The organism is Aliiroseovarius sp. M344, assembly GCF_025140835.1.
In the GTDB taxonomy this organism is placed as follows: domain Bacteria; phylum Pseudomonadota; class Alphaproteobacteria; order Rhodobacterales; family Rhodobacteraceae; genus Aliiroseovarius.
The window spans coordinates 862,963-888,288 of sequence record NZ_CP081153.1 but is presented as its reverse complement, the minus strand read 5'-3'; the positions used below and the strand labels follow the sequence as shown (position 1 = coordinate 888,288).

Here is a 25,326-nt window from a genome sequence, read left to right as displayed (position 1 = left end):
CCCGATTGGTTTACATTTCTGTACTGAGGGAAAGAAGCTGGCTTGGGCCAACTTTCCCGTATTTCTTTAATTGCTGACCTCTACCCTGCTTTCCCCTGCTCGCCCGTTTTGTTCAACCGCCTTAGCCGGGCAACCTTGCGGCAGCGGAGCCTCCAAAGGGATTTCTGGATATCGTCTGGTTCCGTTCGAATGGGATACATATATCCACCGGTGTGCATTCATTACCGACAGAGAGGACATACCCCGAGCCTTTCTCCACCCTTGCCAGACTCCATAGAATTGAACGGGTGTCAGCGCCTTCTCACACCAATGGGCAGGTCGATCGATATCCTCTGGAAGCTCAACCGATCCATCGCCGAACGCCTTTGCCAGCTGATCCGAAAAATCTTGTGGCACATGGTCGAGCGCGGTCATGTCCAGATCGCGCAAAGCCGACCCGTCTAGATCTACATAATCCAGCACGGTTCCGGATAACTCTGTTGAAGCAATTACACCGTCCTTGATCGTGGCCCAGGTCAGATCAGCCCCGGCCAGCTTGGCGGTGCTGAAATCCGCAGCTTCCAACGTACCCGAGATTTTTGCACCTCGCAGGTTAGTTGTGGAAAAGTTTACGCCCTGCGCTTCAACAGAAACGAATTCAGCCCCAACAAGGGACGCGTTTTCAAAACTGACATTTGTTAAATTTGCGCCCGAGAATTTCGAACCGTTCATTCGAGCATTCGAAAATGATACCTCGTCCAATGATGCGCCTCCGGAGAAATCAGACTGGTGGATCAATGCTCTTTCGAAGCTGGTCCCGGAGATAACGGCGGATTCGAATATGGCCGCAGAGTGCGTGCGCAAATCAGAAAGAATTGCGCTCTTCAGCAATGCACCCTTTAACCTTGCCCCGGAAAGCCAAGCCCCTTTCAAATCTGCACCCGTTAGGTTTGCGCCCCACAAACTCGCCAGATCCATTCTTGCGCGGCGCAAGTCTGCACCGGCTAGATCTACGCAATCGAGGTTAGCGCCGACCAGATGCGCTTCCATCAGGAAGGCATGCCGCAAATCGCGAGGTTTGCCTACAAGAACTTCCTCATTCTCATTCTTGCAATAAACCAGATTGGTATTCAGGGCATCGTCCTTGTCGCCAGGTGCGGGAATACGGCCAAGTTGAGCGCCTATAGAGATATCCAATCTCAGGGCCAATTCGCTTTGAAGATCTTGGATAGAGTTCTCGGGCTGGCGCGACAAAATTGCCTGGTTGCAATCGGCATCCCTTTTGGCAAGTCTGGCCAAAATGATTTCACGGTTGACCCTTTCGCCAGCACGGCCGAGCGTTATCTCGTCCTTGGTGCACTTCTCCCATTCTTCATAAAAGTCCTGAAGTTGTATCCACCGGATTTCGTCCCAACCAGCTGGCCGTTTGCTGAGTTCAGCCCGGTAAAGCTGGGCATTGGGCGACAGAAAAACTAATGGATGGTACGGTCTGAAACCGGACGCAATAAAAGCCTGAGAAAAAAGATACAGGCACACCGTTCCAAAAAGCGTGGCAATAACAGCCGCCTGTGCAGCGGCCGCCTGTTTGGCCGCAATAGGTGGGGCCTTTTCATCAGGCGCGCCCCTTTCGCCTGGACAGAAATCACAGCGCTTCAGCCAGAACAAGGCCGCCGCCACAACTATAATGGTGGTCAGTAAAGTGTGTGCAAACGTCAAAAACGCGTCATGCGCTCGCAAATAGCGAAAGCTTAGAGCAAAGACCGTCAATGGTGTGAAGGCATAGGCAAAGAACCAAGCCAAATGAAAGGCGACTGGGTGAAAATCGAGCCGTTTTTCACCCTCGATATCGCTACTTTCCGGATCAGTCAGGACCGTCAGAAACCACGGTGGGACCAGCGATTCCAGTATGTGTGGCGTGTCTGTGCCCTTGCTCGCCTCATGTTGCTCTAGCAGGGCATGATAGCATCCGAACAACCGCGTCAGCATCAGGTGGAAATAGAAATACGCCGCCAGCAGCAGCAATGGTGCGAAGACGAAAAAACCGCGCGGATCGATCCCGGTGCCAACCACTGGCAAACTGAACGTACGGTAAGGCACGAACAGGTCTACATCTTTGAGCGACGCCAAGGTAAGCCAGACATACAGACTTGCTGCTGTCACGCCTGTCCAAGCGGTGCGCACGATTGTGGTCAGAGCCTTGGCATGATCAAGTGGTTCCATCAGGTGGTCTCCCGTTCCGTTCATCCATTCCCATGACCGGATCCGGTTGGTCCGGGTGCCTTGCTATGGCAAGCCGATGGCTATGGTGCAGCGCATTGGGCTTGCCCAATAACGGGGCTGTCATGTGGCGAATAGCCCGGCCGACTGTCCTGATCGAAAGCTGTCAGATACCATCCTTCGGGGCACCAACGGCCAAAGGGTTGGTGACTATTGTACCCAGCACTCTCGACCGGAAAGACTCGGGCAGCAGAACCGCCCGTTGGAGAGCGATACGCGCATAAAACAGCACCCACGACGGGTGAATCATACGCTGAGATGTTTCGTGGACCGTCGAAGTCGATGGCCACGATGAACGAACCCTGTGCGCACCAACCGTTCATCGGCAGTTGGTGGCTACTGATCAGTGGATTGGCCTGCCAGACGGGTCGCCATGCATCAAGCCGGGTCCACGCGCTGTTGGGTCCGTTGGTGCAACACAGCGCCTGCCCGACAATCGGAGAGTCGTGCGGTGCGTAATTGCTCACCCCGTCCAAGTCGAAAGCGGTCATGAATTCGCCGGGTTGGCACCATGGCGCACCCTTCTGATGACTGTTGATACCGGCATTTTGCACAGGCCGCCAAGTACAGCTATCTTGTGCAATCACCTGCGTAGGCGACATCAAAACTGCCGCAAGCAAACCAACAAATCTCAATCGGATTGCCAGTTCTAGCTCGCACTTAACCACAGGTCGCATGTGCCCCTCCTCTTTCGAAAGTCGCTGGCATAACTAGGCGAACATATTCCTGAGGCGAACGCACTGATCCCCGTCAATCTATGGGAGATGGGATTTTTCCCCAGCGAAACCTCACCCAGAGATTCAGCTTTTCTCACTTCGAAAGTGACATCACCGCCCGAGTCCAACTGACATGAACCTCCTCGGCCACTTGCTGCGCTCACGATCACGCCTTTGCTTATTAGCCGACTAGAATGGGCGCCATTGCGGGCACTGGAGGTTCCTAAATTGATCACGGCCACATTCTGACGCAGCGCGGGAACAATCAGGTCCTGCAGCCCATTGTCTGGCGCAGGAGTTTCTTAAGCCGGATGGAAGATGAAAGACCGCATCGCGACTGTCCCAAGGTCGATGCCGTCCGTCATGAAAGTCAACGCGTCCTTGTTGTTTGCGGCTCCCGCAATCGTCAGCGCTGGCAGATAGTGGTCAACCGACGGGTGCGCCATATCCAGCAAAGAACCAAGCGCCGGTCGGTCCGCCAATGCGGCAAAATCTCTGGCCTCCAGCCGGTCGGCGAACAGCGTGTCGAATTCAATCGCGAAATCCTGCGGCGCTCCACCAAACCGCATCCGGCCAAGGTTGTGCACCACATTGCCAGAGCCCAAGATCAGCACGCCTCGATCGCGCAACTCGGACAGGGCATTGCCGATCTCAAGCTGATAACCAAGGTCCTGCGTCATGTCGATTGAGACCTGAAACACTGGAACGTCGGCCTGAGGGAAGAGGAATTTCAGAACCGTCCACGCCCCATGATCCAGACCCCAGGTGTCGTCCTCGTTCGCATTGTGACTGGCTAGCAACGACACGACCTCGCGCGCCAGTTTTGGCGCTCCTAATGCGGGATAGTCTTCTTCATAAAGCGCGTCTGGAAAGCCATAAAAGTCGTGTATTGTGCGAGGCAGCGCCGAGACATCAACAAGCGTCGTTCCATGCGTCATCCAATGGGCTGATACAATAAGGATCGCCTTGGGTCGGGGCAAGGATTGTCCCAACTGCGACCACGCCCGGCTGAATTCCGTATCCTCTATGGCATTCATGGGACTGCCATGACCCAGAAACACCAATGGCATACGATCGGTGGGCGAAAACCGGTCACGCAGGTTACGAAGGGATTGTGCGGTGCTCATTTCGGCGGTCCTTTTCTAAGGATCGGGGTTGCCAATTGGCACCCCCGAAATTGGTATCGCAGCCTATCAGGCAAGTTTTCCCAAATGACGTTCCAGTGCGGGAAGTTTCACGGCAATTGCACCTGCCCCCAGCAACGCAATCGCTGCCTGAACTGCAGCCCAGAATACGGGGAATTCCCAACCGCCGCCAGCGCTGGAGAAGCTCCAGCCATTGCCAGCATGAACCCAGGTCGCCCCAAGCAGGATCGCGATAAGGAACACCGAAACAAGACGTGTCGCGACACCGAGGATGAGAGCCAACCCGCCGCCTATTTCCGCAAGAATTGTAAAATAGGCGAAGACCGAAGGCAGCCCCAGACTTTCAAAAAAGCCGACTGTACCGGGAATTGTAAAAACCAGAAGCTTCAGCAAGCCGTGGGCAATGAAAAGTGCGCCGCTTGAGACGCGCAGGATCAGGGCGGCGTAGTCCGCGTTTGTTTGGGATGTCATCATTTCTTCCTTGTATGTGGCGATCACGTAAAGTGCCCTTGCAGGCCGATCAGCACGATTAACACTGGTGGCCAACAACTCGGCGACGCTGCCGCGCAATGCGCTGGCGTGCCTTTTTGGGTGATCGCAATTCTCTTCGCTGGTATTTATTCACTCGCAGGAACAACGCTGTGCCCGCTTCTCTGAGTTTGAATATGGACTGCACTTACTTTCTATGAAATGGTGACATTATGGTAATTGTATCCACAAAATGTTCTTAATAAGGGGTCATTCATGGACACGATTGATCAGCTTAAGGCGTTTGTCGCCACGGCCCAAACCGGATCTTTCACCGCCGCCGCCGACCAACTTGGTGTCTCGAACCGCCTGACGTCGAAATATGTGGCGGAACTTGAGGCCCGTCTGGGCGTGCGGCTTCTTCAACGCACCACGCGCAAAGTCGGATTGTCCCCGGCGGGCGAAGACCTTCTGTCCCGCGCGCCCGCCCTTCTGGATAATCTGGATGACATGCTTTCGGACGTTTCCGAAGGGTCGCGCGGGTTTTCCGGTGTTATCAGGATTTCTGCGCCTGTGACGTTCGGAGAAATCTATGTCGCCAAGATGCTTGGACGGTTCGCTGCCGAAAACCCGAAACTGTCGCTGGATCTGCGTCTCAGCGACAGTTTTGTTGATCTTGCCGCGGACGGGATAGACTTGGCATTTCGAATTGGAACCACCGACAATCTGACAATCAAGACACGCAAATTGGGGATCATGAGAAGTATCATAGCGGCAAGCCCGGATTACCTGGTCCGGCACGGAACGCCACGGGTGCCAGAGGATCTGGCACACCATATCTGTATCGTTGACAGCAATCGGCGAAACCCAAAACGTTGGGCCCTACAGAAAGACGGGGCAGAGGTTCTGATTTCGGTCGAGGGCAAGTTTTACGTGAATTCGGCACGCGCCGCTTGCGAACTTGCAATAGATGGGCACGGCATTGTCTACGCCCCGGAATTCGCCATTGCGCGTGACATTGAGGCGGGGCGTCTGGCACCTGTGCTTGAAGATTTCCAACCCGTACCGGGCAGCATTAATGCTGTCTATCTGGAAGGTCGTGCGCTGCCCCGTAAAACGCGCGCACTCATAGAATTTGCATTGCGTGACATGCGGGCGGCCAACGCCGGTTTGAAATAACACCGATGGAAAACCTCAGGGCCGATTTAATGTCCCATTCAATATGACGACAGGCATTCTGTGATGTGAGTTCAACCTTACGATTGCGGCGACGGGATTAGATGTTAGGATTGCCGAGGCTGCAAAAAAGCTAACGCTACAGCCGGTTTAGTTTATCTTGTAGCGTCCAATGTTTCTACGCTTTATCGACGCCAAGCTTGCTTATGCTAAAGCGTTCGATCTGGACCGATACACCGCCAGATCGCGGCTATCTGGTTCAGCGAAGTACGATGCTATTGCGCGCCGCTACCAAATGCCAGAGCGCTGCAAATCTCTCCTCAAAAGACTAATGAAAGGTGGGTTGGCGTGCAGCGTTTGACCCCTGATCGAATGAGCAGTGCAAAGAACTTGATCGTGAGCGATCTAATTAGTTAACCTGTTAACGCTAGGGGTCGACGATGAAAAACAGCGAAATTGACGCGCAGGAACTGAGCGATCTCATTGGTTTGGTCTATGACTCCGCCTTGGAGAAGAACCAGTGGCAGAGCCTGATAACGCGCGTCACGGAGATGTTTCCAGGGTTCTTTGGATGGACCAGTTCGTTTCACAACGAGTATTGGCTGGGTATGTACACGGCGGATGGGTTCAATGATTTGCTTCTCGAACGCTGGGATGCAGAAAGGACGGACGAAGACCGCGTCTTCACCGAAATGCCCGATGAACTTAACGACATGCGTCGTGTTCAGCGCACCCGCCAAAAACCCGTCCTAGGAGGTATCCTAAAATCTCGGGACGTATTTTCGGACGACGAACTGCACTCGTTCAACTTCTACCAGCAAAAAATGAAGCCGATGGGAATTGGTCATTGGGTTGGGTTGGCCTTCGCCGTTTCGGGGCCAAGATATGCCACAATCGCATTTGCTGAGATCGACGCAATGCCGGTCGAAAAAGATTACGAGGGAATCTACCGCCTGCTGGAGTTGCTATCGCAACACGTTGTGCGCGCAATGCGTATCAGCCGGGCCCTGCATCTGGCCAAGCAAAGTGCAGAGGCTTTCCAAGGGTTTCTTGATGTTATGGCGTTACCTCTTGTTGTGTGCGACGCAGATGGCATCGTACAGTTTGGAAACAAGGCTGGCCAACGCATGATAGCACGTGGTGGCGTTCTAAAAGTGCGCAAAGGTGGCGGGATCGCATTGCGGCATTCCTATGAAACCAAGTGGCTGTATCGCTGTTTTCGCGATTTGGAAGCGGAGAAACAACCCACTGGTCTGCGCCTGGAGGATGACGCCGGTCCGATTTCGCTTTGCGTTGCCCCCTTCCACCCGCGCATGACTGACCAGCTTCAGGCCGATCGCGACATATTCGAGAACCGAACCTTGTTCGCGATATTCGCTGGAACTCAAGGCGAAACAGCTGTCAATCCGGGGCTTCTGCAGGACGTCTTTGCCCTGACAAAGCGGGAAGCTGAGGTTTCATCTCATATCGTGACCGGCAAGACACCCGCAGAGATTGCCAAGCTTACAGGACGTGCGGAAAAGACGATCCGAAATCAGGTTCAAGCTGTCCTTGAGAAGGTTGGTGTCAAGTCAACCGGAGCACTATCCGAAGCACTTGCAGTATTCCGGATCGTCGGAGCCATGTATGACCCCGACGATCCGATATTGTTTACGCCAAATGAGGGTTCGTCTGATCGGCGCCTGCACTAGCGTTCAGACCAACACGCGACCACGCTCGTATTCAACCGAGTCCGGCATGCCTGCAAGATGTGTGATGATGGCGTTCCAAATACCAAGCGCATATGCTTGGCCTGCTTGGGCAGCCTCTTTACTTTCATAAAGCGCGATGACCATGCCCTTGCCCTCGCCGGTCCAAGCAGCCTGCATACGTATGACGCCGGGAATTTCGGCAATCTTCTTCGAAATATCGTCAAGCTGCGCTTCGACCGCATTGATATCGGTAGCCTCGAACGAGGTGATGCGTGTGTACATGATAGCGTTCCTTATTGCAGACTGACCGAGCCGAGAACGTCAAGTCTCGACTTGCCGGTTTCTGGATTGGAAAGCGATACGAAGGTGCCGCCTCCAACGGGCGAGGCGAAAAATGCAAACATGGAAAGTCGTTTCATGGTATCCTCCAAATGATTGAATAGTTAGGCGCTCTTTATTTTTTTCCGCGCACCGTTTGCGGCTGGTTATAGATTGACCTCTCGTCAGGTTCCTGCACATGAGTAAAATTACCCAAGGACCAACCCGATCTTTTGGGTAAAATTGCCCTGTTTCCGAACCGCACATTCAAGCGAAGCTGACCTAGAGTAATGCGGGGGCAAACATGTTAGATAAAAGCCTTTTACAAGAGGGCGCAGTTAGCGCAGTTGAAACTTACGAGTTGGTCGTTGTGGGTGCGGGCATCGCCGGGCTGAACGCTTTGAATGCGGCGTCAGAGTATCTTACCAAGGACGCGCGGGTGCTGTTGCTGGATCAGAAGGACGCACCTGGCGGAATGTGGAACACCGCCTATGATTATGTGAGGCTTCACCAACCACACCCCATGTTTACGGTCGGCAATATGAAATGGCGATGGCAAAAGCCGCACAATTACTTGGCGACACGGGACGAGGTTCAAAGCCATCTTGCCAATTCGCTCGGTCCGATCGGCGACAAAGTCGACTTGCAAACACGCTTTGGGCAAACTGTTGAACGCTGCACCGAAGTGGAAACCTGCGGGGGACCAATGGCAGAGGTGGTCTTTCATCCCAACGGGGCGAAGGATGGTTCGAAAACAGTTTACGCCAAACGCGCCATTCATGCCCCGGGGCTGAATTACGTACTGGCCAAGCCGCTTGAGTTTTCCAGCAAGAACGTCATTTCGATCATTCCACAGGATTTACGCACGACATTGGCCGAAAGACCAAACGTCCCGGTCATCATTGTAGGTGGTGGAAAAACCGGCATGGACTCGGTCCTCGCGACGCTTGCAGCAGATCCAGCGCGCAACATTTCATTGATCAATGGACGCGGCACAAACTTTTTCAACCGAACCAAATATATTCCCACAGGACTGAAACGCTGGACCTCAGGCATGCTAGCGTCGCAACTGTTCCGCGACGTGGCAATGGCATTCGATGGCGACAACGAGGATCATACGCTTTCGCATCTACGTAAGAACCACTCAACAGACCCAGCATCTGACAATGACGTATTTCTTTATGGGCTACAGTCGGAAGAAGAACTCGCCAAGATCAAAGCTGGCGTGGCAAGAACGCATGCGGATTACCTCGTCGATGTCACTGACACCCCGGATGGTCCACAAATGTTAATGCGCAGCAGGGCCAAGGCATCCGTTGCAGATGGTAGCATTTTCGTAAACTGCACCGGCAGCTTCTTCAGAAGCAGTGATCTCGCGACGCCGATACCAATCCTCAGCCCTAATAACTGTGTGCTAAGCATCAATTCGCGCGATACGTTTCATTTCCTGACAAGCGTCTCTGGCTTCTTCACAACCCATTTACTGTATCGAAGTCAAATGCGCAGGCAGGGTTTCTATACCGTGGACCTAGAGGCCTTGTTCCGCAAAAACCGGAATGCCTGGGTCGGCGCATCTGCAGCACAGGCCTATATGAACCAGGTGGTCGCGGTACAAACGCTGCCCTTGATGCTGTTGGATCGTTGCGGCTTGGATCTTGATCGTTGGTATCCATTACCACGACGAATAGCCGGGCTTTTGACAATGAAAGCAAATGCGACAAGGGACATTGAACATTGTCGCCGCTGTTTGGACAGGGTGGCTGAACGCTTCGATGTCCATGCGAAACCATTTGTGTGAGCGCTGCAATGGTTATTCAAAGTTGGATAGCGAGTTGGTTATTCGTCGCACTTGGCGTCATTAAGATCACTTTGATCGTGGTTGCTGCGATTATGCTTTGGGGGATTGTAAGCGCCAAATTGCGAGTTTCCGAAAGGAAGGTGCCGAAAGGCGACTGAATACCGGCGGCACGTAGGTTTGGAGCTGCGCCTTTGCCAAACAATTGGCGATCTTCTGCTCTTGTCAGCTGGTAGCACGTTCAATGATGCGTCGTTTGACCCTCGGTGAAACAAAGGAGGTTATTATGAAGCTGTTTATTCACGGTGTGCCGGATACTGGGTACATGTGGTCGCCGGTTATCAAGGCATTAGGGCTTGCCGAAGGCGATTACCTTAATCCGACAATGCCAGGTTTCAACGGCGCGACACCTGCCGGCTTCGCTGCCACGAAGGAAGCATATCTTGATTGGGTGATTAAAACACTTGAATCAGCGGCAAATACTCACGGTCCGATTGATCTTGTTGGCCACGATTGGGGGGCACCATTGGCCGCGGTGGCGGCGCACAGCCGGCCAGCAGCGATCCGCACCTGGACCGTGGTGAACGCGGTGCCAGAACCAACCTATGAATGGCATTCCTTGGCCAAAACCTGGCAAACACCAATATTAGGCGAAGTTTTCATGTTGCTTGGCAATTCCAAGAAATTTCATCAGCAGTTGATCTCGGCCGGGATGCCAAAGCCGATAGCCGATCACGAGGCTCCCCGGATCGACGGCCATATGAAACGTGCGATCCTCAAGCTCTATCGCTCGGCCAAGAACCCCGGCGCTTGGATGGGCGCCTTCGACTTTTCAAACATCGCGGATCGCGGGCTTGTCATGTGGGGTGAAAACGATCCCTTCGTGCCCTTAGGTTATGCCAACCGGTTTTGCAGTCGATGGGACATTCCCTTGGTTATCCAAAAGGATGTTGGCCACTGGGGAATCTGCGAAACGCCTGAAGCCTTTGCGCGGCATTTGGCGGCGCATTGGGCGCGTTGACGGCGAAAAAGTTCCATGTCGTGAAGTGGTGAGAAGATGTTCAACGGTCATGTCCACTTGACGTCTGACTGGTGCCCGCGCCGCGACTTGCCTTCCGACTGGCAGGCGCAACGACACTACATCGCAACTCTTTGAAATCCCTTCTTCGTGTATCCCGGAAATCGCGTGTACAGACGGACGCGTTATCTACGGCCGGACATCCGAAGGATTTGCGTCTGGCCAGACCGGTCCCTGCCACAACCCACTGAAACCATGCAGCTATTCAACCGCCAGTCTGGGTTTTCAGGTTTTAGAGAATAGTTGGCAGTACTGGCAGGCGTGCGCTAGCCGGTCTCCCACCGAAATTGTAGTTTACAAGGAAAAACAGGGAAATATCAGTCCAATTTCAGGGATATCAGTTTCGATGACAGGGATAAGTACAGGCGCGTTGCTACGTTGACGTGTGTCACACAAGCTCGCCCGTACTGCTTACAGCGACTAATAAGCCGCCCAGGTATGACAACCACTTCGACGTGGTCGGTCTCGTAAATGCTGAATGTTCATGTTGCGTTCATATTGCGTAGTTTGGCCTATTAAGGATGGCCGTGTTCACACGGGCGCCCGTTTTTGATTCGGCGTCGTTTCCGTCGACCGAGTGGCGCAACGTTGATCAGGAGATCAAGATGACCCGGAAGAAAATTGAACAAATCGCAATCTGTGGTGTCCCTGCTCATGGATGGCAAGGCGGCACAAATGGTATTTAGTGGCCCGCCGTACAATGTGCCCATTGATAGTCATGTCGGAAACTCTGATAAGAACCAGCACCGCGAATTTGCCATGGCATCGGGCGAGATGAGCCAGGCGGTATTTACTGCGTTCCTGAAAACAGCATTCCGTAATCTTGCAGATCATAGCGCTGACAGCTCAATCGACTTTCTCTGTATGGATTGGCGACACCTGACCGAAATTCTGGCGGCGGGACAGAAAGTCTATGACGAATTGAAGAACTTGATCGTCTGGGCCAAAGACAATGTTGGAGCGGGAACATTCTATCGATCGCGTTATGAGTTAATCTTCGTATTCAAAAAGGGCACAGCGCCCCACATTAACAATTTCGAACTTGGGCAACATGGCCGTTACCGCTCGAATGATTGGGAATACCGAGCGATCAACAGCCGTCACGGGCAATGTATGGAGGATCTGGATCTCCATCCAACGGAAAACCTGTGCAGATGGTCACCGATGTGATCAGGGATGTATCGGGCCGCGGATTATGATGCGGGATACGGCAAACCTCCGACCAAAACCCGTTTCTAACCCGGGCAGTCCGGCTATGCCCTCGGGGCTGCCACTTGGTTCGAAGAACAAACAGCCTAAGCTCAATGAAGAACGCATCAAGGGGAATATTTTGGGCGAGGTTTGTTGCGACATCACGGTGCGTGAAAATAACCGAAATGTGACGGTGCCAATGGCGCAAGCATTAATGCGCGCTTTGGAAGTTAATGCGGTCATGGGCAGCACAGAGCTCAGCGTTCGTTTGCGGAACTCTTGGGGACAACGGAGCATGAAAAAAAGTAGTTCGTAGAAGCTTGGATTCAATCCGAAATCACCTAAAAAGTCGAGTGGGAAGAGGAACTAGGACGACGGGAGGAGTTGGGGATTGCAGACTTACCACCCCCCTCTGCCCCACCCCGATCAGGTCAGAATTGGCTTCAGAACCTGAGAGGCTCGCGCTTAAGGACTCATGTGCAAGCAAAATTTGGTTGCACTTGAGAAGTGGCAAATAAAGAAGGACATGTGCGAACGGGAGCTTGTTGAAATCGAAATTGATTTGGTAACCGAGAAGGAAGAAGGAATCCGCAAGCTCCTGTTCGAAGACAAGGCACATGCGCAAAAGACGCTGAGCATGCTCGGCCGGTTGTTAGCTGCAATCAGGTACTAGGGGGACACCATACTAACAACTCATTGTAGTTGTTGAATTTTGAGGACAGATGGTTGAATCACGCCTGTTTTGCATCGAGAACAATGGCTGCTTTGGCTTGCCTTGTGATCCATGCTGTAATGCGTAGCGAATGGCTGGAAATAGCCCGGAGCGGATACAGATTTCCGTCGGCTGTTCGACAAGTTATACTCTTTGGAGCGGAGGAAAGCTGAAAATGGCAGATATTTTGACACCCGAAGAGCGTCAGGAACATCTCATCCAGTTGGGAGAAGTCGGTTGGGGAGCGGTCTCGGACCGTGATGCAATCCGGAAGGTATATATCTTCCCTAATTTTGTAGAGGCTTGGGGCTGGATGTCCCGTGTAGCGATTTGGTGTGAAAAGTGGAACCATCACCCTGAATGGCTCAATGTCTATCGAACTGTCGACGTCACTTTGGCGACACACGATGCCGACGGTCTAACGAATCTGGATATTAAGCTGGCTAAGAAAATGGACGCACTTGCGGACGCTTCGACCGCTGCAAGCTATCAATCGGACCTTTCGTAGCCGATCGCCTGTCTGTGTGGTCTGGAAGCTCGCGCTTGAGAACAAAGCTTTCAAGGACCGATCGCGCCAAGCTGGACCGGGCCTGCATTTGATACTCTGGACGGCGGCTCTGCTCCGCATTGCGTGAATTCACATGGGTCTCCCCCTCGCGGGCGCAGCAATTGGCCGGTTCGGTGAAGCTGCTATGCGGCGTGCCTTGACACGATGGGTGACAGCTAAGGGCCGGTCCATGGCAACCACGTAAACTCAATTCAGGCGGATGCTGAAATGACTCCGATGGCTGCAATGAGCCCATTATGATGAATGCCGCAATCAGTATGAACTTCTGACGTGCTGAAAAACATGCTGTCTGAGCGCGCGTAGTGGGTACGCGCAATGCGAAACCCGTGGGAACGCAAAGCGCCACATTGCGAAGTTTAGTCGAAAACCATCCAAATGTTGATTACAACGCACATGGGAACCGTTACGTTCGCGCGGCCTCAAATGCAGCCCAAGCGGCCTCGAATGCGTCGAAATCAAATCCGTCCTTGCGCGCGGGCTCAAGCACAAGCTGTTCGGTTTCAAGCAGTTTACGAATTGCGCTTTCCAAATTAGCCAGCACCTCTGGTGGAATGACAAGTGCGCCGTGCCGGTCAGCGTGGACCAGATCTCCATCGGCAACGGTCAGACCGAACACCGTCACCGGCATGCCGATCTCTTTCACATGCACAAAACCATGACTGGGACCGATGGACCCGGCCACGACCGGGAAATTATCAGGTAGGTCACCCAGATCGCGCATCACACCATTGGTCAGCGCCCCGCACACGCCGAAACCTTTATGAACCGTCGTGTTGATCTCACCCCAATAGGCGCCAATGCAATGTGGAAAATCGATATCTTCCACAACCGTAATGGCTGGGCGCGGACCTTCAGCCATGTGACGGTAATAGTCCATGCGCCGGGCTTTGATGGTTTCAGGCGGTTCATCAGGTGGGGCCACGGCCGCGATCTTGGCTGTGCGGGCATAGCCGACCATTGCGGGTCCATCGGGGTGCGACGCCAGCATAGTGCCGCGCGTGAAGGCGTTGAACCCACGCTTGCCTTGTGCCACCTCGATGGCGTTACACACGGTCGGCGTGTCGACCTTCTGCAGCAGGGTCAGAAGCGTGTCGTCCATTTAATCCTCCAGCCAACGGGCAAGCGCTGCATTGGTTTTTTCAGGTTGTTCCAAAGTGGGTAAATGCCCCGCGCCATCAATGACCTCCAGTCGTGCGCCGGGAATCAGATCGGCCATCAGCTCATGACGAGAAACGGGGCACAGCGTATCGTGCGCCCCGCACAAAACAAGCGCCGGAAGGTTTGCCTTGCGCAAGGTATCGGTTTGGTCATGTCGGTCCATCAGCGCGCGAGATTGGTTCAGAAACACATGCGGGCCGAGGTCGAGCGCCATATCCATGCATAGATCAAGGACTTCGCCGCGACGCGGTCCGTCGCTCAGGTAGTTTGGTTTCATTTCATCGCGCATGATTGCGGCTAATTTACCTTGTTTGACCGCCAGCATCTGGGGAAGCCGGCGGGCCTTCATCTGCTCTTGTTCCGCCAAAGGGTTGGTGTCGAGAAGTGCAATCCTTTCGATACGATCCGGTGCCTGTTTCAAGATTTCCATCGCAACGATCCCACCCATCGAAAGGCCTGCCAACGCAAAACGCCGCGGGGCATCGGCAAGAATGTCAGACGCAAGCTCTTCGATGCTGGAGCGCTCTGATATTGGTGCGTAAATCAGCGCCCTGCGACCAGAAAACGCGGCAATCTGCGGGCCGAAAAGCCGCGCATCGCACATCATTCCGGGAAGCAAGACCAGTGGAGTCATCTGACCAGAGCCGCGCCTTCGGACAGGGCCGAAAGCTTGGCGTATGCGATGTCGGGGTCGACGGCGCCAAAACCCGCAAAAGTGCCAAAGCCACAGTCAGACCCTGCGATCACGCGGTCTGACCCAACAATATCAACAAATCGTTCAATACGTTGCGCGACCAACTCGGGATGCTCCACGAAATTGGTGGTGGTGTCGACAACGCCGGGCACCAGAACCTTGTTGTCAGGTATTTCCGCCTTGCGATCGCGGAAGGTTGTCCATTCATGCCCGTGACGCGGGTTCGAGGTTTCAAACAGCACATAGCGCGATTTCGTCGCCATCAGTGTGTCGAACATCTTCGACATCGGGATGTCACAGCAATGCGGCCCCTCGTAATTGCCCCAACAAATATGGACGCGCACCTTATCGGCAGGCACGTCGGAAAGCGCGTGGTTCAACGCCTCGACATGCATGTTTGCCACCTTGATGAACTCGTCATCAGAAAGGTCGGTGAAGAGCATGTGACGCGACAGGGCAAGGTCGGGACAATCGAGTTGCAGATCCAGCCCTGCGGCCACGATCGTTTCGTATTCCGCTTTCATTGCATCAGCCAGCGCGGCTAGATAAGCCTCGCGCGATTTGTAGTGGTCGTTTTGCAAAAACAGAGAGATTACACCGGGGCTGGCGGCGTTCATGAAGCCACGTTCTGCACCGTGTTCGGCCATTGCCGCCTTAAGGTTCGCGATGTCCTTTTCAAGCTCGCCTTGCCCCTTCGACTTTACCTCGCCCACGCACATCGGACGGGCATATTTGGGTGTCCCACCATCATCGGCAAGTCGTTTCAGGAATCCCGGAAACATCTTCAGGTCCGCCGGGGCATTGCGGGGGCTGTCGCCATCAAAACCCGTATAACGGTCTTTAACATAAGTCGCATACGAGATTTTCGAGGTCTCGCCGTCAGAGACGATGTCGATGCCTGCCTCGACCTGCTTGCGCACAGTCTCTGAAACCGCAGATGTCATGCAAGCGTCAAAATCGGCCTGATCAAAGGGCTTTTCGTTCTCGCGCGCGAAAATGAAATCCACCACGTCCTGAGTGCGTGGCAAAGAGCCCACATGAGTTGTCTTAATCTTGGTCATAGTGGGCTCTCTCCCTTTGATTATTCTACCGAACCGGTCAGGCCAGCTGGGTCGTCCGTTGCGCGGATACGATAAAGGCTGGCTTCGCCCGTCATAGACGGCGTGACGGAATGCGCCTCGCCTGCTTTGATCAGGCAGGTGTCGCCTGGGTTCAGAACGCTTTCTTCCCCTTGGATACTGACTTTCCAATGCCCGCGAACAGGCATCAAAACGGTGTTCTGGTCGTGGGTGTGCGCGTCAGCCGAGATGGAATTGCGTGACAGGAAATCCACCTCGAAACCGGGGCGGTCGCGCAAGATCGCATCAGCGCCAATCACCTTAGCAGGTTGGGCGTCAGACAATGCCATCAGGTCCCAATAGCGAGCAACGTGATTTGGCAGGACGTCCGCTGTGGTCGGCTCACCGCGTTTGGCCAGTTCCTCGTCTGACATCAAAGGCATCGGGTTGACGTTGTGGGGCAACTCATCGCCCTTTTTGCTATCATAAAGCACACCGTTTTCGCCCAGCACGAGGCCGTGGTCAGCGGCATCTTCGATCACCTGAGGGGCCCAATGCACGCCACCGCCGGCATCGTCGCCACCAAGAACGGCCATGATCATCCCGTAATCCGTGCCAATGTTCTCAAATCCGCGGAATATGCCGGTGGGGATGTTGAAAATGTCACCCTCTTCCAACGTTACTTCGCCTGCGTTTCCCCAACGGCCCCAGAAGAACCGCCACTTGCCCTTGAGCACAAAAAACACCTCAGCCGTGTTGTGATCATGCAACGAGTTGCGGACGCGCGGCGGCTGGCCAGCCGCCCCGATGTTGAACCCGATCTGGTCGGCAATATGCACATGCTGATCGGGGCTTTCAGACACACCCCCACCGATGATCGTGAAGTTTTCCTTTTGATCCGACCCCGGCGTGTGGGCGTCGATGAAGGCGGTTTTACAGGGCTTCAGATCGCCGTAACGAACGATGCGGTTTTCGATATTTGTCATTGTCTAATCTCCTTTGGTTTGGGTTTGTTTGAGTCAAACCCACCCTCCGGGGGGACGGTTGTTCAAACGCCGTGCTCGCAATGATGCACGATAGGTATGGAACCTGCGCAACGACTGGCTTGCGTCAAGATATGAGCGTCGCAGCGTCATCTAGCACGCCCCCGTCTGCATCAGGATCTGCTTCCAGATTGCAATTTCGTCGTACAGTGCACATTCTCGGCGCAGACCCCACGGGCCAAACTCGGCGTGGCTCATACCAAAAACATGGACGCGTTTGCCGGTTGGTTTTCCAAAACTGCCCCAACCATCATGAGTGCCATCCAGCGACCAGCGCAGTGCTGCGCGCGGGCTAAGCATATCGGCATCCATTCCGATCTGGTGATGGACACGAAATTCAGCATGCGGGAAAGAGGATCGGAGTCCTACCCAAAACTCCAGACATTGCGCCCATCCAAGTGCGTTCTTCGCACCCGCATATTCCCCAATCACTGCACGGTCATATTCCGAATAAATACAGTTGAAATCGTGGTCCATAATTCGGGCAAGAAGGTCGGCATATCGCTGGCCCCATTCGTTGTCATTACCCCGTCCAGCATAGTCGCCCGCTATGTCGTTCTCTGGCAGAAACACTGGATTGGCATGATCCGGACCACCTTCGGCTGAAATCAGATTCGCGGCATATTCCGCCGGGTCCATGCCCAGTTGGCGCACGATCCCGCCATAATCTCGAACCAGCCACTCATCATAGATCGTGTCATTTTTCGCAGCACAATCCGCGATGACGCGCACTGTCCATTGTTTACCGGATGCAGGGCCAAACTGGCCGTCTCGCGTATGCGTGGCAGAGGTAATTAATCTATGCGATGACAAAAGCCCGTATTCGGGATGATCAGACCAAATGACATCTTCAGCTCGTAATTCGCGGTCAGGGAATTCGTTTATCGTGGCCATTGTCGCGGCAATAACCGATTGGTTGCCCTGACTGATGCCCATGGGCGAGCGCACGGGGATATCCGGCGCATAATACTGGTTAAGGGTTCCGACCCCCCGTTCTTCCCAGATCTCCTTGGTAATGCCGATGATATAGTCGGGGAAATCTTTCCACCGGTTTGAAAATCCCTTCATGCGGTCCATCCTTCTGGAATGCGGGCTGATCCGCGCAGGATCAAAGGCCCATCAATGGCGATGCGGCGTGGTTCGTCGCTTTTGTTTTCGATCTGGTCGAGCAGAATTTCGACCGTGTCGGCCACCATGCGATTGGCGGGCTGGCGTACGGTTGTGAGGTTATAGGCAGGCCAGCCAGCGGCTGGTACGTCATCGAAGCCGACGACCGATACATCCTCGGGCACTTTCAACCCCAACTCGAACCGTAACGTGTCCATAACGGCCAAGGCCATGTGGTCGTTGGCGACGAAAACGGCTTTGGGCGGATCTGTTGCGAACATCTTGCGGGTGGCCTCGGCAGCCTTTTCCATGGTGAAGTCACCAGTGGCGCGGGAATGCAGGGCGACACCCGCTTCGGCCAAAGCAGAGATGAACCCAGCCTCGCGATCACGTTGGGTCGAGGCGCCTTCCCATCCGGCGATATGGCCGATTTTTCGGTGTCCGGCGGCCAGAAGAAACTCTGCAATTTTGCGCCCACCGGCATAGTTGTCTGAGGTCACAGCGGACATGTTCGGGTCATCTTGGCTACGATTGAATAGCACCATCGGCACGCCCGCTGCCCGGCATCGTTCAGACAAGTCGGAGGACATGGCAACCGAGGCCGCTATGATTCCATCAACTTGATAATCAAGGATTTCCTCGACGACATCGTCAATGTTTCCAGCGGTTTGTTCGGCCAGAAAAATCAGTACGTGATAGCCGCGTTGCTGCAATTCGTTTGACAGTTTCTCAAGTGCTTCTGGGTAAAACTGGTTTTCCAGATATGCCACGACCAGCCCGATGATCCGGCTTTTGCCAGACACCATGGCGCGTGCCAGAACGTTGGGACGATACCCCAGTTCGGCAGCCGCTTTGCGAACTTTCTCGACAGTCTTTTTTGACGCCGAAGCGCCGGGCGTGAACACCCGGCTAACTGCCGATTGGCTGACGCCAGCACGTTCAGCAACTTGTTGAGATGTGACCTTGGTTGTGCTCATTCCGCTGTCCACCCGCCGTCGATCATCAGGGCCGTGCCTGTCACAAGGGAAGACGCCTCTGAGGCCAAGAATACCACTGCGCCCATGATGTCCTCGACCTCGCCGACGCGGCCAAGCTTGATCTTGTCTTCGATCCACGAGCGCTTATCAGGTTGCTCGAAGGTCGAGCGTGTCAGATCGGTCAGAATGAAGGTTGGGCAGATTGTGTTGACGCGGATGCCCGACTTGCCCCATTCGATTGCCATCGCCTTAGTGAACCCTTCAACTGCGTGCTTGGTGGCACAATAGACCGCGCGATCCAGCCCGCCCACATGTGCCATCTGCGATGAGATATTGATCAGGCTGCCGGGTTTGCCTGCTGCAACCAAACCTTTGGCGACCGCCTGCGTCAGGAAATAAGCCCCTTTGACGTTCAGGTTTGCGACCGCATCAAAATCATCTTCTTTCGTCTCGTTGGCCGGGCTGTGGCGGGCCAGCCCGGCAGAGTTCAAAAGGATGTCGAATGGCCCATCGTTTGCGATGGCCGCTTGGGTTCCCGCCACGTCTGCCACATCCAAGGGCAAGGCGGAGGCGGACATGCCCGCAGCTATCATTTCATCAACCAAATCGTTCAGCACTTCAGTGCGTCGGGCGGCCAGTGTGACCTCGGCCCCGGCCTCACCTAAGGCCGCAGCACAAGCCAGACCGATGCCGGAGCTTGCGCCCGCGACCAGCGCGCGTTTGCCATCAAGGCGGAAGGATGGGGTCGTGGGAAGAGACATCAGGCGGCTCCTATCGGGAATGGTATGCGGCCCGGAACGCGCGCTTTGTTGAACTCACGCAACCGGGCAAACACATCTACGCCCAGCTGGGCATAGACGTCCAGCAAGTCCACCAACACCCAGTTTTCGCGGATGCGGTCGCCTTCGATGCGCCAGAAATCGAGGCTCTTCATGGTGATCTTCTGCCCGGCGGGCGCGATTCCCAGCCAGCCGTCACCGGTCACGGTCATTTGCATGTTAGGCCAGCCGGTGACGGCGACATAGTTCCCGTCCGCGAAGAAATGCGACTGGAGTGTGCCGGTGGTGCCGCCCTTGCGGTCAGGCAGAGCGTTCAGAAACGGGATCTGGTGCCAGTTGCGAAAGCCGGCTAGCCCGCGTGCCGTGCCGACGCCCGCTGGGCCGTACCAATTCATGCGTGGGTGCCAAAACTTGTCGGCCTGCATGATCTCCTGCCCTCCTTCGGAGGGATGGCGCGATAAGTTGGTGAGCATGTTGATCACCAGATCATGGCTGGCCTGACTGGTCTTCGGGTCATGCTCTGACAGACCGTCTTGGGTCATCGGAGACGGTACGCAGAACTCGCGCCCAAGGCTTGGCACCATCGGCCACGCCCCGGCCTGCATCATCAATTCCGGCAGGTCCCAGATCGCCTGCATCTCGATGATCATGTCCCGTTCAATACGGTAGAACTCGTGATACCGCATATGGGCAAGATGTCCGGTGGGCGGAATATCGAGGAACGGTGCGGCGAAGGTGCCCATATAGTGCCCCATGCATCCGACCCAATTGCCACCATCCCCATCGCTGCCCGCAACGACGATCAGGTCGCGTCTTTCGAGGTCTGGCATGGCCTCAAAGAGCGGTGCATAGGCGTGGTCGTAAAGCTCCGCCCCGGTCATGTCGCCTAAGGGGTGCGAGAGCCGCACTTGTGCATCCTCTGCCAGCACACCACCCAGCGCCGCGCGCGCACCAACTTCGGAAAACTCCGCCATGGCTGCACGCAGGGGTGCGATCAAGGATTTGAAATGCGCAGGCGTGCTCATTACTCGGCGGCCTCACCGTAAGGGACATTCTGTCCGCCATAACGGCGCACACGCAGGTTGCATTGTTCGGCATGGCCCACAAAACCTTCCAGAAGGCACAAACGCGAGCCATAAGCGCCGATCTTTGCGGCGGCCTCGTCTGTCGTGATTTTCTGATAACTGTGCGTTTTCAAATACTTGCCAACCCACAGCCCGCCGGTATAGCGCCCGGCCTTCTTGGTGGGCAGCGTGTGGTTGGTGCCGATCACCTTATCGCCGTTCGAGACATTGGTGCGCGGACCAAGGAACAGCGCGCCATAGCAGGTCATGTTCTCTAGAAACCAATCGTCACGGTCGGTCATCACCTGAACATGCTCGGACGCGATGTCATCTGCGACCGCCAGCATCTCGTCATAGCTGTCACAAAGGATGACCTCGCCGTAATCTTGCCAACTGACGCCCGCGGTACCGGCAGTGGGCAAGATCTCAAGGATGCGGTCGATCTCGGTTAGAGTGTCCTCGGCGAGCTTGCGGGAGTTCGTCACCAGCACAGCTGGGGAGTCATAGCCGTGTTCAGCCTGTCCCAAAAGGTCAGTCGCGCACATCTCAGCGTCCACCGTTTCATCGGCAATCACCATGGTCTCGGTCGGGCCTGCGAACAGATCGATGCCAACCCGGCCAAAAAGCTGCCGCTTGGCTTCAGCCACAAATGCATTGCCGGGTCCGACCAGCAGGTGAACAGGGTCGATGGTTTCGGTGCCAAGGGCCATCGCACCGACAGCCTGAATACCGCCCAGCACATAGATCTCATGCGCGCCACCCAGATGCATTGCTGCGATCACTGCGGGGTTGGGTTCACCCTTAAAGGGCGGTGTGCAAGCGATAATGCGCGGGACACCGGCAACTTTGGCGGTGGCGACTGACATGTGGGCTGATGCTACCATCGGGAACTTGCCGCCGGGCACGTAGCAGCCGACAGATTGCACGGGGATGTTCTTGTGACCCAGAATGACGCCGGGCATCGTCTCGACCTCGATATCCAGCATGCTGTCGCGTTGGGCTTGCGCGAAATTCACCACCTGCGCCTGTGCAAACTTGATGTCTTCCAGATCACGCGGGCTGACCTTGGCGATCAGGGCGTCGATCTCGTCTTGGGTCAGGCGATAGCTGTCGCGATCATAGCCGTCGAACTTATTGGCCAACTCGCGCACGGCGGTGTCGCCACGGGTTTCGATATCCTTCAACGTCGCGGCCACAACAGCTGCGGTTTTCGCATCGTCTTCCGCGCGATCTGCTTCGGGCTTGCCACGTTTAAGGTGTTCTATTGTCATTGCTTTTTCCTCATTTACTCAGGCCGGGGGGCTTCGCGCTCGCCCCGGTCATATGCTTCCCAGCCTTCACCATTGAAGAGGTCGACGCCCAGCTGAGCGGCCACGTGGGCGAAATCGACATTCACCCAGTTGTCGACGATTTTGCCATCCACCACTTTCCAGAAATCCATGTACCGGATTTCGATGCGTCTTCCGGTGGGGGCAATGCCCAGAAATTCACCGGAATGCGTGGCTTCCTGACGTCCAAATGCGGCGGCCCATTCGCCCATATAAAGGCGGGCCTCGTCTATGCAGGTTTTGTCCGAGAACGCCGCCTGAAAGGGGCGCTGCCAATTGTCCTGAAACTCTTTCAGGCCGGTTTTCGTGCCGCACCCCTGATTGCCCATCCAGCGGAATCCTTGGCTGAAAAACTCGCCAATGTCGTTGATACGATGGTCATTGAGGCCATCCACCATCGTTTCAATCACCCGGCGGGTATCTTCAGTTTTCGACATATCCGTGTCACGGGTCAGGACCGCTTGTTCGGGGCGGGAACCTTTCATGCTGCATCCTCTGCAATAAATTGTGCGGCTCGGTGGCCGATCATCATGGATGGGGCGTTGGTGTTTGCTGACGTGACAGCTGGCATGACGGAGGCATCCGCCACCCAAAGCCCGTTCACACCGCGCACTGCGAGGCGCGGATCGACTGGCGCGCTGCCTTCCCCCATCCTCAGGGTGCCCACTGGGTGATAGGCCGTCGCACCGCGATCCCTGATGTGCGCCCGCAGCGCTTCGTCAGACTGAACGGCTGGGCCGGGGAAGGCTTCGGGGGCATGCCGCGCGCCGAAATCGACCTGTTCCATGAGGATCCGTAACCGCTTCAGACCAGCCACCAGTGTGTCCAGATCGGAACCGTCATTGAACAGCCCCAGATCAATATCAGGCGCAGCCTGCGGATCACGGCTGGTCAACCTGAGCGCACCGCGTGACTTGGGACGGCACACGCCGACATCCGCGAAATAGCCCGATCCGTAAACGTACCGTTTGCCTTCCCATCCTAACTTGAAAGGTATGAAATGGCTTTGCACGTCCGGAGCTTCGTCCAATCCGCGCGCGTTGAAAAATCCACCGCCTTCAACTGTGGGCGAGGCAAAGCGCCCCCGACGCGTCATGAGGTATTGGAATGGTGCGACAGCCCATCCCGGCATTTGCGCAGGAGTCAGCCCGTAGCCAGACCCGGACCCGGCAAAATGCAAACCAGCAGCAGGATGGTCGTGCAAGTTTGCGCCAACCTCTTCTGAGTTGTGGCGAACATCGATGCCGAGAGCCTGCAGTTCCGCCCTTGGACCGACACCAGATCGCATCAGGATTGAAGGCGATCCAATGGAGCCCGCCGACAAGATCACGCCCTTGTTGGCGCGTAATTCGGTGCCATCCACAAGACGTATACCGCGTGTCGCGTCGCCTTCAAACAGCACGCGATCCACTTCTTGCCCGGTCGCGAGCGTCAGACCCGGTGGGGCGGGTTTGACGAACCCATCAGCGGCCGAGCGACGACGCCCATCCACCATGTTGAATGCAAAAACACCTGCGCTTTCATACTCAGGCGACGGTGGCGTTGTTCCGTGTTCAGGAAACAGGCTATGCAGTGCTTCCGTCACCGGATGTGCGCCTTGCATTCTATTGGGTGTAAGGCGGGCCTCGATAGACTCAAACGCGCGTTCGACATCGGCCCATGACCAGCCCGGAAGCTGCCAGTTGTCGAAGTCATCCTTACGACCCCGGAACCAGACCATCGAGTTGATAGACCCCGATCCGCCGACCATGCGGCCACGCGTGACGTTCAACTGCCGTCCGCCAAGATGGACCTGTGGGGTCGATTTGTAACACCAATCCCGGTGGGGCTTCCCCATCATCCAGACCAGACCGAAGGGCATCTTCACCAATGGAGATTTGTCTGTGGGACCAGCCTCAAGCAACAACACCGAACCGGCTTCGCGCCGGACCAGCTCAGCCGCTGCGATGCAGCCAGCCGAGCCCGCGCCTACTACGATGAAGTCTGCCCGTGATGTCATCCCGCGTTCTCCAAATCAGCAAACAGGTCGAACCCGAGTTGTTTGAGCACGTGTGGAACATCCACAAAGACCCAGTTTTCAACCAGCAGATCGGCCTCGCGGCGCCACCAATCGCAGACACGCATGAAGACGCGCTCGCCGGTCGGTTCCTGTTCAAGGAACGATTTGACATTAACGCCAGTCAGCGATGGCCACCCGCCCGAGCAGGAGTAGTTGCCATCGCCGAAACGCGTGAAATGGCGGGTCATGCCGTTGTTCTTCGATCCCCCCGACCAGCCGTCGAACTGGCCTTCAAAGGGCACCTGAAAGGATGCGAAATGTTCGATGCCAATGAATGACCCGAACGCACCGGGGCCATACCACATCATGTTTTCGTGCCAGTAAGGTCGCCAGGCTTCGTCCTTGGTTGCCAGCTTAAGCAACATGTCCGAGGTGATTTGGTAGCTTTTCGCACTCTCTGCCGGATCCTGCGGTGCGGTCATGACACCATCTTGCGTGGCCGGCCCGTGGATCAGACCGGTATATCCACGCTCATTACCTGGACCGCTAGAGATGGGCCATTGACCCGACGCGATCATCAATTCCGGGAGGTCCAGAAAGATGTAGCTTTCCACTGCCGCACCGTTTTCCATCCGGTGAAATTCACCGTATCGAAGATAGGCCAACCGGCCCGTGGCACGAAGGCCGATCCAGTCACTGCTGAAGTGACCGACGTAATAACCGGTGGCAGTGATCCAATCGCCATCTTCAAACTGTCCTGCCATAACGATATCGTCGCGGCGATACAGTCCGGTAAAGGCTGCCTGAAGCGTCGCAATCACTGCATCATGATAGCCGCTGCCGTTGCCGGTTTCGTTGAACGGGTGCACCACGTTGATTTGGGCGGCGGGTGAAAAGAAACGTTCTGTTGCCGGGGCGAAGTCGCCGGGGTGGCGTAGCGCGGCGGCATATTCAAGATATGGGGTTCGGTCGGGAGAACTCATTGGGCTGTCCTCTTAAACTGGA

The 25,326-nt window shown here is 55.3% G+C and carries 25 protein-coding genes; 7 read left to right on the top strand and 18 right to left on the bottom strand.

From position 1 onward, the window contains the following. Positions 1 to 66: 66 nt before the first annotated feature. The 4 genes from K3556_RS04360 to K3556_RS04345 form a co-directional block, all read right to left on the bottom strand. Entirely contained in the window at positions 67 to 2,199 is a 2,133-nt protein-coding gene (locus K3556_RS04360) for a pentapeptide repeat-containing protein (protein ID WP_260518510.1), read from the bottom strand. A gap of 80 nt (positions 2,200 to 2,279) precedes the next feature. Then, positions 2,280 to 2,747 (bottom strand): hypothetical protein, encoded by a 468-nt coding sequence (locus K3556_RS04355; protein ID WP_260518509.1) that lies wholly within the window; start codon positions 2,745 to 2,747, stop codon positions 2,280 to 2,282. 527 nt (positions 2,748 to 3,274) lie between these two features. Then, positions 3,275 to 4,099 carry a 4,5-DOPA dioxygenase extradiol gene (gene ygiD / locus K3556_RS04350; RefSeq protein ID WP_260518508.1) on the bottom strand — a complete coding sequence of 275 codons (825 nt, stop codon included), beginning with the start codon at positions 4,097 to 4,099 and terminating at the stop codon, positions 3,275 to 3,277. Between the two features lie 66 nt (positions 4,100 to 4,165). Next, a complete protein-coding gene (locus K3556_RS04345; protein ID WP_260518507.1) occupies positions 4,166 to 4,588 on the bottom strand; it encodes a DoxX family protein in 423 nt (140 codons plus the stop codon). A 273-nt stretch (positions 4,589 to 4,861) separates the two neighbouring features. On the opposite strand from K3556_RS04345, the gene K3556_RS04340 reads away from it, so the two are divergent. Continuing rightward, positions 4,862 to 5,764, top strand: coding sequence for a LysR family transcriptional regulator (locus tag K3556_RS04340; RefSeq protein WP_260518506.1), 903 nt, complete (start codon positions 4,862 to 4,864; stop codon positions 5,762 to 5,764). A 437-nt stretch (positions 5,765 to 6,201) separates the two neighbouring features. Next, positions 6,202 to 7,452, top strand: a complete 1,251-nt coding sequence (locus K3556_RS04335) for a helix-turn-helix transcriptional regulator (protein WP_260518505.1) — start codon at positions 6,202 to 6,204, stop codon at positions 7,450 to 7,452. 3 nt (positions 7,453 to 7,455) lie between these two features. Here the strand turns inward: K3556_RS04335 and K3556_RS04330 are convergent, their stop codons facing one another. Together K3556_RS04330 and K3556_RS04325 are read right to left on the bottom strand one after the other, a co-directional pair. Then, entirely contained in the window at positions 7,456 to 7,734 is a 279-nt protein-coding gene (locus K3556_RS04330; protein WP_260518504.1) for a hypothetical protein, read from the bottom strand. An 11-nt stretch (positions 7,735 to 7,745) separates the two neighbouring features. Next, positions 7,746 to 7,871, bottom strand: a complete 126-nt coding sequence (locus tag K3556_RS04325) for a hypothetical protein (protein WP_260518503.1) — start codon at positions 7,869 to 7,871, stop codon at positions 7,746 to 7,748. A 203-nt stretch (positions 7,872 to 8,074) separates the two neighbouring features. Between K3556_RS04325 and K3556_RS04320 the strand changes: the two genes are divergently transcribed. From K3556_RS04320 to K3556_RS04300, 5 genes are all read left to right on the top strand, one after another. Then, entirely contained in the window at positions 8,075 to 9,568 is a 1,494-nt protein-coding gene (locus tag K3556_RS04320) for an FAD-dependent oxidoreductase (RefSeq protein WP_260518502.1), read from the top strand. A 283-nt stretch (positions 9,569 to 9,851) separates the two neighbouring features. Further along, positions 9,852 to 10,586, top strand: a complete 735-nt coding sequence (locus K3556_RS04315) for an alpha/beta fold hydrolase (RefSeq protein ID WP_260518501.1) — start codon at positions 9,852 to 9,854, stop codon at positions 10,584 to 10,586. Positions 10,587 to 11,297: 711 nt separating this feature from the next. Next, complete coding sequence (locus K3556_RS04310) at positions 11,298 to 11,813, top strand: DNA methyltransferase (RefSeq protein WP_260518500.1); 516 nt, start codon at positions 11,298 to 11,300, stop codon at positions 11,811 to 11,813. Between the two features lie 511 nt (positions 11,814 to 12,324). Beyond that, positions 12,325 to 12,507, top strand: coding sequence for a hypothetical protein (locus tag K3556_RS04305; RefSeq protein ID WP_260518499.1), 183 nt, complete (start codon positions 12,325 to 12,327; stop codon positions 12,505 to 12,507). Between the two features lie 214 nt (positions 12,508 to 12,721). Continuing rightward, complete coding sequence (locus tag K3556_RS04300; RefSeq protein ID WP_260518498.1) at positions 12,722 to 13,054, top strand: 4a-hydroxytetrahydrobiopterin dehydratase; 333 nt, start codon at positions 12,722 to 12,724, stop codon at positions 13,052 to 13,054. A 463-nt stretch (positions 13,055 to 13,517) separates the two neighbouring features. On the opposite strand, the gene K3556_RS04295 is transcribed toward K3556_RS04300, so the two are convergent. From K3556_RS04295 to K3556_RS04240, 12 genes are all read right to left on the bottom strand, one after another. Then, entirely contained in the window at positions 13,518 to 14,213 is a 696-nt protein-coding gene (locus tag K3556_RS04295) for an RraA family protein (RefSeq protein ID WP_260518497.1), read from the bottom strand. Next, on the bottom strand, positions 14,214 to 14,906 hold the full coding sequence (locus K3556_RS04290; RefSeq protein WP_260518496.1) for an alpha/beta fold hydrolase: 693 nt from the start codon (positions 14,904 to 14,906) through the stop codon (positions 14,214 to 14,216). Continuing rightward, positions 14,903 to 16,027 carry a cobalamin-independent methionine synthase II family protein gene (locus K3556_RS04285; protein WP_260518495.1) on the bottom strand — a complete coding sequence of 375 codons (1,125 nt, stop codon included), beginning with the start codon at positions 16,025 to 16,027 and terminating at the stop codon, positions 14,903 to 14,905. The genes K3556_RS04290 and K3556_RS04285 overlap by 4 nt, the downstream gene beginning before the upstream one ends. 20 nt (positions 16,028 to 16,047) lie before the next feature. Continuing rightward, on the bottom strand, positions 16,048 to 17,010 hold the full coding sequence (locus tag K3556_RS04280; protein ID WP_260518494.1) for a cupin domain-containing protein: 963 nt from the start codon (positions 17,008 to 17,010) through the stop codon (positions 16,048 to 16,050). Between the two features lie 150 nt (positions 17,011 to 17,160). After that, positions 17,161 to 18,135, bottom strand: coding sequence for an ester cyclase (locus K3556_RS04275; protein ID WP_260518493.1), 975 nt, complete (start codon positions 18,133 to 18,135; stop codon positions 17,161 to 17,163). Next, entirely contained in the window at positions 18,132 to 19,151 is a 1,020-nt protein-coding gene (locus K3556_RS04270; protein ID WP_260518492.1) for a LacI family DNA-binding transcriptional regulator, read from the bottom strand. Before K3556_RS04270 ends, K3556_RS04275 begins: the two co-directional genes overlap by 4 nt. Next, positions 19,148 to 19,912 carry an SDR family NAD(P)-dependent oxidoreductase gene (locus K3556_RS04265; protein ID WP_260518491.1) on the bottom strand — a complete coding sequence of 255 codons (765 nt, stop codon included), beginning with the start codon at positions 19,910 to 19,912 and terminating at the stop codon, positions 19,148 to 19,150. Before K3556_RS04265 ends, K3556_RS04270 begins: the two co-directional genes overlap by 4 nt. Then, positions 19,912 to 20,955 (bottom strand): ester cyclase, encoded by a 1,044-nt coding sequence (locus K3556_RS04260; protein WP_260518490.1) that lies wholly within the window; start codon positions 20,953 to 20,955, stop codon positions 19,912 to 19,914. The genes K3556_RS04265 and K3556_RS04260 overlap by 1 nt, the downstream gene beginning before the upstream one ends. Beyond that, positions 20,955 to 22,265 carry a histidinol dehydrogenase gene (gene hisD, locus K3556_RS04255; RefSeq protein ID WP_260518489.1) on the bottom strand — a complete coding sequence of 437 codons (1,311 nt, stop codon included), beginning with the start codon at positions 22,263 to 22,265 and terminating at the stop codon, positions 20,955 to 20,957. Before hisD ends, K3556_RS04260 begins: the two co-directional genes overlap by 1 nt. Before the next feature lie 14 nt (positions 22,266 to 22,279). Next, positions 22,280 to 22,807 (bottom strand): ester cyclase, encoded by a 528-nt coding sequence (locus K3556_RS04250; RefSeq protein ID WP_260518488.1) that lies wholly within the window; start codon positions 22,805 to 22,807, stop codon positions 22,280 to 22,282. Next, positions 22,804 to 24,321 carry a GMC family oxidoreductase gene (locus K3556_RS04245; protein ID WP_260518487.1) on the bottom strand — a complete coding sequence of 506 codons (1,518 nt, stop codon included), beginning with the start codon at positions 24,319 to 24,321 and terminating at the stop codon, positions 22,804 to 22,806. The genes K3556_RS04250 and K3556_RS04245 overlap by 4 nt, the downstream gene beginning before the upstream one ends. Continuing rightward, the gene (locus K3556_RS04240; protein ID WP_260518486.1) at positions 24,318 to 25,304 is read right to left on the bottom strand and encodes an ester cyclase; all 987 of its coding nucleotides are present in this window, start codon (positions 25,302 to 25,304) and stop codon (positions 24,318 to 24,320) included. Before K3556_RS04240 ends, K3556_RS04245 begins: the two co-directional genes overlap by 4 nt. Between the last annotated feature and the right edge of the window lie 22 nt (positions 25,305 to 25,326).